We start from the raw sequence: 15,218 nt of genomic DNA, 5'->3' as shown, positions 1-15,218 counted from the left end.
TTAAAATTGATATTTACATTAAAATTATATACCCTGAAAGATTAATTCAATATATAAAGTGGTCCAATGCTTACATAGATAAACTATGGGTACATGTTAGTACTACTATTCACCTATCAAATTGGCTCTGTGAAGCATTGAACAGAGTTGGGCCGGTTGACTTAAAAAACGATTAAAGCATTTGCCCAAGAAATTACTTCGCTATCTTTTGGCACCATTTGATGAGCTTTAAGGCTCGACACCATCTCATTCACTATTTAAACGCATGAACAAACTTTTACTGGGACTACTACCCCTGGTGGCCATGGCGCACCAGACGGTGGCCCAAGACAGGTCCGTTTCAGGCCGAGTAACTGACCGGGCTACCGGTGAAGGTATTCCTGGGGCAACGGTGCTGCTGAAAGGCACCACAACGGGTGTATCGACCAACTCCGACGGCACGTTTACCCTGAGTGCCCCTGCTTCAGGCGGCACTTTGGTGATTAGCTCCGTAGGCTTCGTTTCAATTGAGCGTGCACTCGGTACCGAAAACCAAGTAAACATTGGTTTGGCAGCTGACAACAAGCAGCTAAGCGAGGTAGTAGTAACTGGTTACGGCACGCAGGAGCGCCGCGACGTAACTGGCTCGATTGCTTCGGTGAAAGGCGAAGAAATTGCTAACCTACCCACTCCTAGCTTCGACCAGCAACTGGCTGGCCGTGCGGCTGGTGTGCAGGCCACCACGCCTTCGGGTCTGTTGGGCCAGGCGCCCCGCATCCGAGTTCGTGGTACTAACTCGATTTCGTCGGGTGCAAGCCCGCTCGTTGTAATCGATGGTGTGCCTGTAATTACGGGCGACCAGAGCGGTGTAGTGGCAAGCAATGCCTTGGCCGACATCAACCCCTCTGATATTGAGTCGTACGAAGTGCTGAAAGATGGCTCGGCAACGGCTATCTACGGCTCGCGCGGTGCAAACGGCGTAATTCTTATCACGACCAAAAAAGGCCGCCTGGGTAAAGCCCAGATCAATTACGATAACTGGTTTGGCTGGGCCAAAACCGTTAAGCGTTACGAGGTTCTCAATGCTGATCAATTCATTGAAATCAACAACGAGAAGCGTCGCAATAACAACCAAGGTGCCATTGCTTTCCCCTTTGAGCAAAATGGCAGCCCTGTAAGCACCGATTGGCAGGATGAAATCTTCCGCACGGGCTTCCAGCAAAACCACGCTGTTTCGATCAGCGGTGCTACCGAAAAAACGAACTACTTCTTCTCGGCTGGCTATACCGATCAGAACGCTGTACTGAAAGCCAACTCACTGCAACGCGCCACTTTCCGCAGCAACGTTGATCAGGAAGTACTGAAGTGGCTGCGCGTAGGCTTGAACGTGGGCTTGACGCGTACGGAGACCAACGGTTTGAACACCAGCGTAAACGGCTTGTCGGGCAACGTGACCAACGCTTTGTCGCTGTTCCCGAACGTTCCGGCTCGTAACACTGATGGCACTCCTTACATCAGCACCAGCAACCCCGCTGTAGTAGGTCAGGGTAGCAATACCCTTGGCATTGCCTTCAACTACCCCAACATTATTTTCCCGTTGGAAAATAACGTTTATAGAGGCACAACTTACCGGGCATTAGGTAACGTTTACGCCGAGGTGGAACCGTTGAAAGACTTGCGTCTGCGTACGCAGTACGGCACCGACTTCCTGCTGAACGACGACTTCCAGTACAACGACCCGCGCCACGGCGACGGTCGTGGTCCGAACGGTATCGTGTTCCAGCAGTTTGCTCCTACCTTCCGTTGGAACTGGCAGAACACCCTTTCGTACAACAAAACCATTGCCGACGCGCATAAGATTGGCTTCGTAGGTGGTCTGGAATACCAGCGCACCCGCTTCCAGTCGTACTTCGCTCAAGGTACCGGCCTTTCTGACACCTTCTTCGGCCCGGAAAACCTTGTATCGGGCACTGTTGCTGCGCCGACGGTTGGTGGTACTGTAAATGAGAACGGCTTCCAGTCGTACTTCGGTCGTTTGAACTACGGTTTCAAAGATCGTTACCTGTTCAGCGTAACAGCTCGTTACGACGGTCTGTCCTCATTGCCTAAGGAAAACCGCTACGGCTTGTTCCCCGGTGCTTCGGTGGGCTGGCGCGTGTCGGAAGAGCCTTTCTTCAAGAACCTTGGGCTTAATGCAATTTCGGACTTGAAGTTCCGGGCTAGCTACGCCGTAGTAGGCAACACCGATATCGGTCTCTTCCCGTACTCGGGTATTTTTGGCCCCGGCAAATACGGTGCGCAGAACGGTCTAGGTTACAACCGCGACGGTCAGTTCGGCAACCCTGACCTGAAGTGGGAAACGTCGAAGAAAAAAGACGCGGGCTTCGAAATTGGCTTGCTCGATAACCGTATCACGTTCAGCGCCGATTACTACATCAACGACAACGACGACCAAATCCTGCGCGTGCCGGTGCCGCTGTCGTTTGGCGTTCCGGGCAGTTCCTACGCTGCGAACATTGGTCGCCTCGAAAGCAAGGGCTTTGAATTCAACTTCAACTCCCAAAATATCCAAGGCGAAAACTTCACGTGGAATACCAACGTGAACTTCTCGACCAACAAGAGCACCATCAAGGAGCTGTACCGCAACGAGGACATTCTGTTCACCTACACTGTGAACCGCGTAGGTCAGCCAATCGGCTCAATCTTCGGGTATGACTCACAAGGCATAAACTCGGCCAACGGTTACCCCATCTATCGCAAGGCTGATGGCTCGTTGGTACAAGCCAACGTAGATAATAATACCTTCTACCCCTACGATCCGGCTAACCCTGGTGCAGCCCTAGGGCCGGCTACCGGCACCACTCCCGCTGGCCAAGTGGCTCGTACTACTCCTCTGGCCGCTACGGATAAGGTTATTCTTGGCAACACCAACCCGACCTGGTTTGGCGGTGTAACCAATTCGTTTACCTACAAAGGTTTCGACGCGTCGATCTTCATTCGCTTCTCGGGCGGCAACAAGATTTTCAACGAAACCGCTCGCCAGTTGCTCCGTCAGGATTTCCTGAACAACAGCACGAAGATTCTGGACCGCTGGACCACGCCTGGCCAAGAAACGGATGTACCGAAGCTGCGCTACGCCAACACCGACTTCATCAACCGCTCGGGCGAGGCTCTCTCGCGCTTTGTTGAGAAAGGCGACTTCGTACGCATTCAGAACATCTCGCTGGGCTACACTCTGCCCAAAGGCATTATCGCCGGCTTGGCTCGCGTGCGTGTTTACGGCCAGGTTAGCAATGCATTCACCTTTACCAAGTACACCGGCGTTGACCCCGAGGTTAACTCGAACAACGATTCGAACAGCCAATTCGGTATTGACTACAACAGCAACCCGCAGCAGCGCGTGTTCACGGCTGGTCTCAACGTAGGTTTCTAATCACTTCTGCCAACTCTTATTCATGAATAACCGCATTATGGCCGCTTTCGCCCCCCATCGGGTGCGAGTAATGGCACTGGCCGCTTTCCTGTCGCTGGGCATGGCATCGTGCGATGTGACGGACCTCCAGCCGTTGGACGCTCTGCCTGAAACGGCTGCGTTCAGCACTCCCGACCGCATTGGCTTAGCTGTAACTGGTGTTTACAACGCTGCCCAATCTGGCTACTACGACCCCTTGAACGGCACCGCTCTAGGTACCCGTGGTTACCCGTTCGGTTCGGCAGCCACCGCCCTAGGTGATGTACGTGGCGAGGACGTTGTAGACATGGCCGGCTTCTTTGGCATCGTAGGCCTGAACAACATCACGCCTTCGAGCCCGAACGTCGTGAACATGTGGAGCAACTTGTACTCTACCATCAACCAAGCCAACTTGGTTATCGACGGTGTTCGTACGGCTGCTCAAAACGGTGTAATCTCGGCTACTGATGCCGAAGCTTATGAAGGCGAGATGCGTTTCCTGCGCGCTCTTTCCTACCATGAGTTGGTGATCAACTTCGCCAAGCCTTATAACGACAACAACGGCAACAACCCTGGTGTACCCTACCGTGATTTCCCGGTAAATAATCCTGCTGCCCTGGAGCGGGCACGTGCACTCGGCCGCACTCCGGTAAACGAGGTGTACACCAAAATGCTGGAAGACCTCGACTTCGCCGAAAGCAAGTTGCCAGCCAACCGCGCAGGCACTTTAAAGGTAACTCGTGCTACCAAAGGTGCTGCTATTGCTCTCAAGCAGCGCTTGCGCATTCACCAAAGCAACTGGGCACAAGCCAAAGTTGAGGGTGATAAGCTAATTACGGGTACCACCACCTTCACGGCTCCGGCTGCCAACGGTGGCTATGCTCTGCAAGCTACTCCGGAAGCTGCCTCGCAAGGCCGCGCGTCGGTAACGAATGAGAATATCTTCTCGATTGAAAACAGCTCCGACGACAACTCTACTACTAACGGTTCGTTGGGTTCTGTATTTGGCTCACCCGCGGCTGCTCCGGCAGGTATAGGCGGTCGTGGTCTCGAATCCATCAGCCCCAACCTGCTCAATGCCTCGTTCGTCCCCTGCGACGACCGTCGCCGTACCGGTCTGACGCAGCAGAACGGTGCCGCTGGTGCTGTCTTTAGTGCCAAGTACAAGGACGCTGCTACGTACTCCGACTTCGCTCCTATCATCCGCTACGCTGAAGTTCTGCTGAACCAAGCTGAAGCAGAAGCCAACCTAGGTGCTACCGGCGAAGTGCGTGCTCTTACGTTGCTGAATGCAGTCCGCGGCCGCGCTGTTAGCGCTGCTGATTTGTACGCAGGTCTAACCGGCGACGCACTGATTCGCGCCATCTTGAATGAGCGCCGCATTGAGTTGGTTAGCGAAGGTTTCCGTTGGGACGACATCCACCGTCTATCGGCAGGCCCGTCAGTGCGCTTTAGCCCACGTCCGGGTGGCGGTATTCCGCGCAAACTTGATGCATCGCAAGCAGTCGGTGCAAACTATAACTGCACTACTCGTCCGGTTATAAACGGCTCGGTTGCAGATATACCTTACAGCGACTACCGCTTCTTGTGGCCGATTCCGGCTGCTGAAATTGCCAACAACCCCACACTGGCTAGTCAGCAGAACCCTGGATACTAAGCAAGCTGTGCTTGCCATAAAACAAAAGCCCCGCCTGAGTTCAGGCGGGGCTTTTGTTTTATGGCAAGCACAGCTTGCTAGGCCGAGCAATTATTGCAATAGTTCAATATTTATGTTTTAAGCTGGTCAGAACTTGTAATAGTCCTATGTATATACAGCTAATTGATCTTCATCTAAAAAAAGGATAAGTGAATTTGCTTGCACAGCAAATATCTGCTATTCTTATAGGCAAGTCACAAGAGCATACTTTGAAGAGCGCATCGTGTGGAAGGCATCTGTGCTGGCGAATTTTGAATTGCCAGATTGGCAATTAACAGACGTGTACTTGCCAAATTTCCGAAATAGTAATTTTTTAGCATCGTCACTTGCTAGGTAAAATCCTTTTACCTGTATAAATTGGAAATCGGTTGTCACTTCACTCACTTCTAACCGCATGAACAAATTTTTACTGGGTTTAGTACCATTGGTAGCCCTAGCTCACCATGTGGATGCTCAAACCCGACAGATCTCTGGTCGGGTAACCGACCGGGCTACCGGCGAAGGCCTTCCTGGCGCAACGGTACTCCTGAAAGGCACCACTACCGGTGTTTCAACCAACTCTGATGGCACTTTCACCCTGGGTGTTTCCGGTGATGGTGGCACCCTAGAGGTAAGCTCGCTCGGCTACATAAAGGTAGAGCGTGCCATTGGCACGGACACCCAGATCAACATTGGTCTGGCAACGGATTCGAAGCAGTTGACGGAGGTAGTAGTTACGGGTTTCGGCAACGCACAAGAGCGTCGCGAAGTAACCGGCTCTATTGCCGCTGTTAAAGCTTCGGATTTTAAAAACCAACCCATTGCCGGCGTTGACCAAGCGTTGCAAGGCCGTGCGGCCGGTGTGCAGGTAACGCAGAGCTCGGGTACTCCAGGTTCGGGTATTTCAGTGCGTGTGCGTGGTGCCGCTTCGCTGAATGCAAGCAACGAGCCGCTGTACGTAGTTGACGGCTTGCCTATCAACACGGGTAGCTACACCAACATTGGTGCCGGTGGTCAGCTCACCAACTCTTTGTCGGACATTAACCCGAACGACATCGAATCGATCGAAGTATTGAAAGACGCTTCGTCGGCTGCTATCTACGGTTCGCGCGCCTCTAATGGTGTAGTACTAATTACTACTAAGCGTGGCAAAGCAGGCAAAACCAACATTACGTTGGACTACTACCGTGGTGCTCAAACCATGTGGAAGATGCCTGAGAACCTGAGCGGCCCCGACCAGGTTCGTTTGTTCTTGGATCAGGTAGAGAATCGTTACCCCCGTAACGCTTCGGGTCAGATTATCGCATCGAACCTGAGCGCGACTCCTTGGCGCTCTTACGCCGACCTTGCAACTTACCTGTTCAGCGATGCTGGAGCTGGTTCAGCGAATGGCCAACTTACTGCTGTTGACAACGGCGATGGTATTCGAGACCTAGCCCAATTCCAGAATCCTGATTCAGCTCCTAATACCGACTGGGGTAAAGAAATTTCCCGTACCTCCCCTATCACTAACTACGAGCTGACGTTCTCGGGCGGAAACGATCGTACGCGCTTCCGCGTGGGCGCCGGCTACTTCGACAACGTAGGTACGATTCTGGGTTCGGGCTTCAAGCGCGCCAGTGCCCGCCTGAGCCTCGAAAACAGCATCAGCGACCGTGTGCGCATGGGTGTTAACGTTGGTTTGAACCGTTCGGTAAACAACCGTATCCAGAACGACAACAACATCAACGGCGTACTTAGCACTGCTGTTCTCGTAGCAAGCGACATTCCGAAATATCGCGCCAATGGCACTTATGCCAAGGACCCCGGTGCTTCAACCGAGAACCCGCTGGCTGCCGCTCTCGAGCCCACCATTAAAGGTGTTAGCGCCCGTATTATCGGTTCGCAGTTCACTGAATTCGATATTGTGAAAGGCCTGAAGTACCGTGCCACCTTCGGCTTGGACTACCTGACGTTTAAAGACGATACGTTCTTCCCAACCACCACCAACACCGGTGCTGGCACGAACGGCTCGGCTACGTCGTCGTACCGCCAAGATCTGAACTGGAACCATACCAGCGCCCTGAGCTATAACAAAACCATCGGCGAGTCGCACTCGCTAGGTGCTCAGTTGGTAGCTGAATACCAGCAAAGCGTTTTCAACGAAGTATTTGCGTCGGCTACAGGCTTCCCCGGTAACGAAGTAAAACAAGTATCAGCTGGCGCTCAGAAAACAGGGGCTTCGTCGAGCGAAACAGAGTGGCGCATCTTTGGTCTGCTGGGCCGTGCTAATTACTCGTTCCGCGACAAGTACTTGGTATCGGCTAGCGTCCGTCGCGACGGTTCGTCGCGTTTCGGTGCGAACAACCGCTTCGGCTACTTCCCAGCGGCTTCGGTAGGTTGGCGTGTATCGGAGGAAGGTTTCCTGAAAGGCATAACGGCTCTGAGCGACCTGAAAATCCGCGCCAGCTACGGTCAAACGGGTAACCAGGAAATTGCCAACTTCGCCTCGCGTGGCCTGATTGGCACGGGTGCCAACTTCCAGCAAGTTGGTGGCCTGGCGCTGTCGCAGCTAGCCAACCCCAATCTAAAGTGGGAACGTACCAACCAAACCAACATTGGTTTGGACCTAGGTTTGTTCAACAACCGCGTAGTGCTGGCAGTTGATGCTTACCAGCGCGATACCCGCGACCTGCTGCAAAACCGTTTGCTGCCTGGTAATACAGGTTTTACGTCCTACCAAGCCAACGTAGGCAGCATCGAAAACAAAGGTCTTGAAGTAGCCCTGACTACTGTGAACCTGCGTGGCGAATCGGAAGGCTCGTTTGAGTGGACTACCAACTTCAACATTGCCTTCAACCGCAACAAGGTGACCAAGCTGTTAGACGGTACGCCTTTCGCTTCTGGTTTTGCCAACTGGGTTGCCGAAGGCCAGCCGCTCGGGGCCTTCCGTGGTTACCGCGTAGAGAAAATCTTCCAATCCCAGGAGGAAATTAACGAGCTGGATGCAGCTGCAAAAGCTCTGTACGGCACGACTGCTACCTACCAAGCCACGCTTACCCGCCCCGGCGACATCAAGTTCCGCGACCTGAATGGCGACGGCCGCATTACCGGCGACGACCAGGAAATCATCGGTAGTGCTCAGCCCGACTTCTATGGCGGTTTGACCAACACGATCCGCTTCAAAGGCTTTGACTTCACGGCCTTTATTCAGTACAGCGTTGGCAACGAGATTTACAACAACAACATCTCGTTCGCGCAGGGCATGAATGGTGTGTTTGGTCAGGACAAAGCAGTACTGAACCGCTGGACGCCAACTAACACGAACACCGACATTCCGCGTGCAGTGTACGGCGACCCCAACAACAACCGTCGCGTATCTGACCGCTTCATTGAGGATGGCTCGTATGCTCGTCTGAAGCAAGTGACGCTGGGTTACACCCTGCCCAAGTCGGTTATTGGTCGCGTGAAATTGAACTCTGCTCGCGTGTACGTGCAGGCTCAAAACCTCATCACGCTGACGAACTACTCGGGCCTCGATCCGGAAGTAAACACCTTCAGCGGCTCGAACACGTCGCTGGGCACCGACTTCCTGGTGTACCCCCAAGCCCGCACCATTACGGGCGGCATCTCCCTCGGTTTCTAATAAATTAACTCGACTGTAGAAATGAATTTCTCTTCCGTTCGCCGATTCACTACGGCAGCAGCTTTCCTGCTGACGCTAGGCTTTGGCACTACGTCTTGCGAGGACGCGCTGCAAGTAGAGCCGCGGGCAAGCCTTGACGCTCAAGCTGGCCTTGAAACTCGCCAAGACATTGAGGCTGGCTTGCTAGGTGCTTACGATATTGTTCAAAGCGCCAACTACTGGGGCCTGCGCTACCAGCTGTTTGCTGACCTAGGAGCTGATAATGCCCGCCACACGGGTACCTTCCCCTCGTTTGCCCAGATTGCGCAAAACCAGATTTTGCCGGATAATACCGAGGTGGTGGCCATGTGGAACTCTATCTACAATGGCGTCAACCGTTCGAACTTTATCATACAGCAAGCTGAAAAGCTGAATGACCCGGCTTTCAACAAAAACCAGGCAATTGCTGAGGCTCGTGCGCTGCGTGCATTTCACTACATGAACTTGCTCGGCTACTGGGGCGGTACTCCGCAAGGCTACGGTTATGCCGGGGGCTTAGGTGTGCCGCTGCGCCTGACACCGACCACCAACATTGAAGGCACCGAAATTCAGCCGCAAGCTCGTGCTAGCGAAGCCGACGTAAACGCTGTTATTCGTGCTGACTTGGATTTCGCTATTGCGAACCTGGGTGGATCGAATAAGGCCCGCATCACCAAAGCCGGTGCTTTAGCTTTGCGTTCACGCTTCGAGTTGCGCCAGCGCAACTACGATGAGGTGCTCAAATACACCGCACAGATCACGGGTTTCTCGCTTGAAGGGCAGTATGCTAACATCTTCACTCAGAAAAACTCGGGTGAGTCGATCTGGGAACTTCCCTTCGATGCCGTTGACGCAAACTCGTTGGCATTCTTCTGGTTCCCATCAGCAGCTGGTGGCCGTAACGAGGTTGACCCCGCTACTGGTCTACCTGGTGCTCATGAGGCTGGTGACACCCGCTTGCCAGTTAATGCCGTGACAGCAGCTAACGCTACGAACGTGTATCCCACGGGCACAACCCGCAAGTACTTCCGTGTGGCAGCCGGCGACGACAACGCTATTTTGGTTCGCTTCGCTGAAGTGATTCTGACGCGTGCTGAAGCTAATGCTCGTACGGGTAAGCTTGACGATGCTCTTGTTGATGTGAACCGCATTCGTACGCGTGCTGGCTTGGCTCCTTACACGTTTACAGTTCCGCCCGTAGTTCCGCCCGCGACGACTCCTCCCCCGCACGTACTGATTGCAAACACTGCTACAGCCGTGACGGATGCCATTTTGAAGGAGCGCCGCATCGAGTTGGCACAGGAAGGCCACCGCTGGTTTGACCTGCGTCGTACCAACACGGTGCAAGCAGCTCGTGCCGACGTTACGCAAACGTTCCGCAACCTCTGGCCAATTCCGCAGCGCGAATTACAAACTTCGCCTGGCGTTGTAGAGCAGAATCCTGGTTACTAATAGCTCACGACTCTATTAGTATAGACAAAAAGCCCCAGCCAATCGGCTGGGGCTTTTTGTTTTCACGAAGCTCATCAATATATGATTATTTCAATTTTAAATGTTACCTTATATACTCAGTGGCTTGACAATCAAAATTGTGGTGCAGCATGGAAAAACGCCTACTGTTGAGCTTCGCGCTCATCGTGACGCTGGTACTGCAGGTAGCAGCGCAAAACAGAACTATTACGGGACAGGTAACTGACCGAAGTAATGGTACGGGACTCCCGGGGGTAACAGTGCTTTTGAAAGGAACTACCACCGGTACTGCTACCGGTGCTGATGGCAGCTACACCATTTCGGTTCCGGCCGAGGGAGGCACGTTGGTGTTCAGTTCGGTGGGTTATAATAACCAGGAGCAAGTCATTGGCACAACAAACCAAGTGAACTTGGCCTTGGCGCCAAGCACGCAGCAGTTGGGCGAAGTGGTGGTAACGGCCCTAGGTATCCAGCGGGAGAAGCGGGCTTTGGGCTATGCAGTATCGGAGATTAACAGCTCGCAGGTGGTGCAGAAAGCCGAACCCGACGTACTCCGGACGCTGCAGGGCAAATTGCCGGGCGTAAACATTGGCGGCTCGAGTGGTTCGCCTGGGGCGGCAACGCGCATCACCATTAGGGGCAACTCATCGTTGCTGGGCGAGAACCAGCCCTTGTTCGTAGTCGACGGTATACCCTTTGATAACCGGCAAGACAACTCGTCGTCGTCACTGGGCAATAGCTCCTCGTACTCGAACCGCGCGGCTGACATCGACCCGAACAACATTGAGTCGATCAACGTGCTAAAAGGCATTGCGGCCGCCGCCCTGTACGGCTCGAGGGCAGCCAACGGGGCAATTGTTATTACAACCAAAACCGGTAGCCGCAACCGGCGCGACAAGGGCTTGCGCGTGGGGTATAACTCTACGTATGCTATTGAGCGCATTGCCAGCTTGCCCGATTACCAAAATACCTATGGCTCAGGGGCAAACTTCGCTTACACGGCGGCCAACGGCTCGTGGGGGCCGGCGTTTGGCAGTGCACAGGCACCCGCCGATGTGCCCCACCCCTACGACACTCCAGCTCTAAACGGAGCGCTACCGCAGTTTAGAGGAGCCCGATACCCATATCAGGCTTTCGAAGATAACGTGGAGGATTTCTTCAACACGGGGCACTTGTTCGAAAACTCCGTGAACCTGACGGGCACAGGCGAGAACAGCAAGTTCACGGCTGTACTGTCGCGCTCCGACCAAGAGGGCATGATTCCATTTACGAGCTTCGACCGCACCAGCATCAGTGCCGGCGGTTCGGGCCAGTTCAACAAAATCACAGTTGGCGCAACGGTTACCTACGTCAACTCCGATCAGCGCGGCCCCATCCTAGGTGCCCCCAACGCCCTAGGCAACGCGTCGGCATTCGGGCGGGCGTTGTTTATTCCTCGCAACCTCGACCTTTCTGGCCTGCCATTCGAAAACCCTGTTACCAGGGCTTCGCTGCTGGGCTGGCTCACGGGCCAAGCCGATAACCCCTACTGGTCGACGCGATACAACAGCTACAAGTCGCGGGTTGACAGGGTAATTGGCAACTTCAACGCCAGCTATGATTTTAACGATTGGGTGAGCCTGAGCTTTACGGGCGGCGCCAACGTGTACACCGACCGCCGCAATACCGCCCTACGCCCGGGCTCCGTAGCGGCCGGTGGTTTGGGTCAAGTAGTGCAGGATTACATTACCAACACCGAACTCGAAGCCACCACCCTACTCACCTTTAACCGCAACCTGACGGAGGATATCAGCCTACGTGCCATTATTGGTCACAACGTAAACCAACGCAACTACGAGAACTCCTCGGTAGTAGGCTCCACGTACACGGTGTTCGATATCGACGATATCACCAACACCCGAAGCGTGGCGCAAAATGGCACGCTTAATCAGAAGCGGCGCCTGTTTGGGGTGCTTGGCGACGTGACGTTGGGCTTCCGCGACTTCATCTACATCAACGCTACTGGCCGCAACGACTGGACCTCGACGCTGGCTCGTAACAACCGCAGCTTTTTCTACCCGAGCGTCAGCGGTTCGGTCATCTTCACCGAGGCCTTCGGCATTCAATCGGATGTGCTGAACCTAGGGAAATTGCGGCTCAGCTACGCAAAAGCCGGTAACGACGCTACGCCCTACCAAATTCTGACGCGCTTTAATCTCGCTCCCTTTTTGGGCAATAACGCTGCTAGCCTAGGTTTCCCCTTCACCCCCACGGGCGGGGTAGCCACCTCGGGTGCATCCATCTTTGGCACCGTCGGCAACCTCGACCTCACGCCGGAGTTCACGAAGGAAGTGGAAGGCGGGGTTGACCTGAACTTCCTCAAAGACCGCATCGTGCTTAGCGCCACGTATTACGACCGGCGCACCACCTCGCAAATTGCCAACGTAACGCTGCCTTTCGCTACGGGCTTTACGGCCTTTACCACCAACTTTGGCGAGGTATCCAACAAAGGCATCGAAGTTGGGCTGACGCTGATTCCGGTGGATGTGGCTGGTTTCCGCTGGACAAGCTACACCGCTTTCACGCGCAACCGCAACATTGTGGAAGAGCTGCGCGAAGGACTGCAGCAGCAGCTGAACGGCCTGACGGGTGCCTTCTTCTCCGATCCGCAATCGGTGCACCGGCCGGGCCAACCCTTTGGTTTGCTGGTGGGCACCGTAGCTGCCCGCGACCCAGAATCGGGCAAAGTGCTCATCGACGCTGCCACAGGCCGCCCCATCGTTTCGACTACTCCTGATGTAATTGGCAACCCGAACCCGGACTTCCAATTCGGCTTCACCAACACCTTTACCTACAAGGGTATTACGCTGGAAGGCGTGATTGACTACCGCCAAGGCGGCGACATTTACTCAACTACCATCCAGACGCTGTATGGCCGCGGGGTAACCAAAGACACCGAAGACCGCAACAAAACGGTGGTGATTGACGGTGTGTACGGCGACCCTAACTCGCGCTTGCCGTTGCGCAATACCGATGGCAGCGCCATTGTGAACCGCACAGCCATTAGCCTGAACGACTTGTACTTCGGGGCGGGTTCGTTCGGGATTGGAGGGCCGTCGGAATTCTCCGTGTACGATGGAACCACCATTCGCCTGCGTGAGGTAACCCTAGGGTACGAGCTTCCGACGAAGCTGCTCGACAAGACGAAGTTTATCCGGGGCGTGAACATTGGCTTTTCGGCGCGCAACCTGTTCTGGTACTCGCCTAACATTCCGGAGCACATGAACTTTGACCCCGAGACTAGCACCTACGCCAACGCCAATGCCCAAGGCTTCGACTTTTCGAACGCGCCGACGGCCCGCCGCTACGGTGTAAACCTGCGCGTCAACTTCTAGCCCTCTTCAACCCTTAACCGAGCACATCACCATGAACATCACGAAAAAGATTTTGGTGGCGCTGCTGGCCTTGATGCTGGGCGGAACAGGCTGCGACAAGTTTTTGGACGTAAACCAAGACCCCATCAACCCCACCGACGTTGATATCCCGCTGCTCTTGCCTACTGCTCAGGCGTCGATGTCGACGTACCTAGGGCACAGCGTACTGGGCCTGAGCCAGCCTACTGCGGGCATTATGCAACAGCTGGTCAACTTTCGGGTTGGCTCGTTTGCGCTCGATGGCAACACCCTGAACAACCAGTGGCAGGGCCTCTACACGGCCATGCTCGAAAACAACGAGCAGATCATTACCCGAGGCACGGCTACCAGTGCCTGGGGGCACGTGGGCATTGCGCAAATTCAGAAAGCGTACGTGTTCAGCCAGATGGTTGACGTGTGGGGCGACATTCCGTACTCGCAGGCACTGCAGGGCATTGGCAACCCGGCGCCGGCTTTCGACGACGATGCCGCTATCTACGCCGATTTGTTCCGGCTCATCGACGAGGGTATTGCCAACCTGCGCCGCACCGATGCCTCGCGCAACCCCGGTGCCGAAGACCTGATTTACAACGGCGACCGGAACAAGTGGATCAGGCTGGGCAACACGCTTAAGCTGAAGCTGTACAACCAAATCAGGCTGACGCGCAACGTGGCCAGCGAGGTTACCCCGCTGCTGTCGGGCGAACTGATTACCGCGGCCGATGATTTCGAGTTTCGGTACGGCATTGGCGCCGGCAACCCCGAAAACCGCCACCCTGGCTTTCAGGGCGACTACGTTTCGACCAGCCGAGAGAACTACATCAACCCATTCTTTTACAACCTGATGAAGGATAATTCGGATCCGCGCATTCCGTATTACTTCTACAATCAGGTAACCTCGCCGGCTACGCTCGCCAACGTCGATTACCAAGATGGCCGGTTCATTGCAATCCGCTTTGGCAGCATCGGCCCGCAAGCCGGTGCTAACACCAGCACCACCCGCACGCTGCAAGGCCTCTACCCCATTGGCGGCCGCTACGACAACGGCGCGGGTGGCGCGGCTACAGGCAACTCGGGCCGGGGCAACGTGCCGCAGCGCTTCATTACATTTTTCATGCGCAAGTACATCGAAGCCGAGCTGCAACTAACGGTGCTTAACAACCCCACAGCTGCTCGTACGGCATTTACTGATGCGGTAAATGCTTCGTTTGCCAAGGTGAATGCCATAGCCGCCGCCGATGGCAGCCCCACCATACCAGAGGCCACCATCACGGCTTACAGAACGGCAGCCCTGGCCCGTTACGACGCCGCCGCTGGCAACGAAGGCAAGCTAAACGTTATCATAACGGAGAAGTACATAGCCAACTTCGGCACCGGCACCGATGTGTACACCGACTACCGCCGTACGGGCTACCCCAACGTGCCCAACGCTGCCACCGACAACGACCCGCAAACCGTGGCTACGGGCGGCTTCCCGGTACGCCTGCCCTACCGCATCAACGATTTGCTCTCGAACCCGAACGCGCCGCAAACGCAGCCGGATATTACCACCGAACGGGTTTTCTGGGACCGGTAAAGTTGCTTTTCACTTGCCATGCAACTGCTTAA

6 protein-coding genes are annotated in these 15,218 nt (G+C 54.7%); all 6 read left to right on the top strand.

What is annotated here, in order from left to right; translation table 11 throughout:
• Positions 1-265 precede the first annotated feature (265 nt).
• The 6 genes from ASU33_RS19515 to ASU33_RS19490 all read left to right on the top strand — a co-directional run bounded on the left by ASU33_RS19515 (position 266) and on the right by ASU33_RS19490 (position 15,186).
• Complete coding sequence (locus tag ASU33_RS19515) at positions 266-3,412, top strand: SusC/RagA family TonB-linked outer membrane protein (protein WP_078063269.1); 3,147 nt, start codon at positions 266-268, stop codon at positions 3,410-3,412.
• A gap of 22 nt (positions 3,413-3,434) precedes the next feature.
• Positions 3,435-5,087, top strand: coding sequence for a RagB/SusD family nutrient uptake outer membrane protein (locus ASU33_RS19510; RefSeq protein ID WP_059072469.1), 1,653 nt, complete (start codon positions 3,435-3,437; stop codon positions 5,085-5,087).
• A gap of 433 nt (positions 5,088-5,520) precedes the next feature.
• Entirely contained in the window at positions 5,521-8,730 is a 3,210-nt protein-coding gene (locus ASU33_RS19505; protein WP_078063268.1) for a SusC/RagA family TonB-linked outer membrane protein, read from the top strand.
• A 21-nt stretch (positions 8,731-8,751) separates the two neighbouring features.
• Positions 8,752-10,200 carry a RagB/SusD family nutrient uptake outer membrane protein gene (locus tag ASU33_RS19500; protein ID WP_059072467.1) on the top strand — a complete coding sequence of 483 codons (1,449 nt, stop codon included), beginning with the start codon at positions 8,752-8,754 and terminating at the stop codon, positions 10,198-10,200.
• A gap of 149 nt (positions 10,201-10,349) precedes the next feature.
• Positions 10,350-13,592 carry a SusC/RagA family TonB-linked outer membrane protein gene (locus ASU33_RS19495; protein WP_059072466.1) on the top strand — a complete coding sequence of 1,081 codons (3,243 nt, stop codon included), beginning with the start codon at positions 10,350-10,352 and terminating at the stop codon, positions 13,590-13,592.
• A 31-nt stretch (positions 13,593-13,623) separates the two neighbouring features.
• Positions 13,624-15,186, top strand: coding sequence for a SusD/RagB family nutrient-binding outer membrane lipoprotein (locus tag ASU33_RS19490; RefSeq protein ID WP_059072465.1), 1,563 nt, complete (start codon positions 13,624-13,626; stop codon positions 15,184-15,186).
• Positions 15,187-15,218 lie beyond the last annotated feature (32 nt).

The sequence above is a fragment of the Solirubrum puertoriconensis genome, from assembly GCF_001483135.1.
GTDB classification, from domain to species: Bacteria; Bacteroidota; Bacteroidia; order Cytophagales; family Hymenobacteraceae; genus Solirubrum; species Solirubrum puertoriconensis.
Note: the sequence above shows the minus strand (reverse complement) of the source record. Positions and strands in the feature narration are given on the sequence as shown.

Coding starts and splice junctions, on each gene's coding strand:
- ASU33_RS19510 (WP_059072469.1), top strand. CDS start 3,435: ATGAATAACCGCATTATGGCCGCTTTCGCCCCCCATCGGGTGCGAGTA.
- ASU33_RS19500 (WP_059072467.1), top strand. CDS start 8,752: ATGAATTTCTCTTCCGTTCGCCGATTCACTACGGCAGCAGCTTTCCTG.
- ASU33_RS19515 (WP_078063269.1), top strand. CDS start 266: ATGAACAAACTTTTACTGGGACTACTACCCCTGGTGGCCATGGCGCAC.
- ASU33_RS19490 (WP_059072465.1), top strand. CDS start 13,624: ATGAACATCACGAAAAAGATTTTGGTGGCGCTGCTGGCCTTGATGCTG.
- ASU33_RS19505 (WP_078063268.1), top strand. CDS start 5,521: ATGAACAAATTTTTACTGGGTTTAGTACCATTGGTAGCCCTAGCTCAC.
- ASU33_RS19495 (WP_059072466.1), top strand. CDS start 10,350: ATGGAAAAACGCCTACTGTTGAGCTTCGCGCTCATCGTGACGCTGGTA.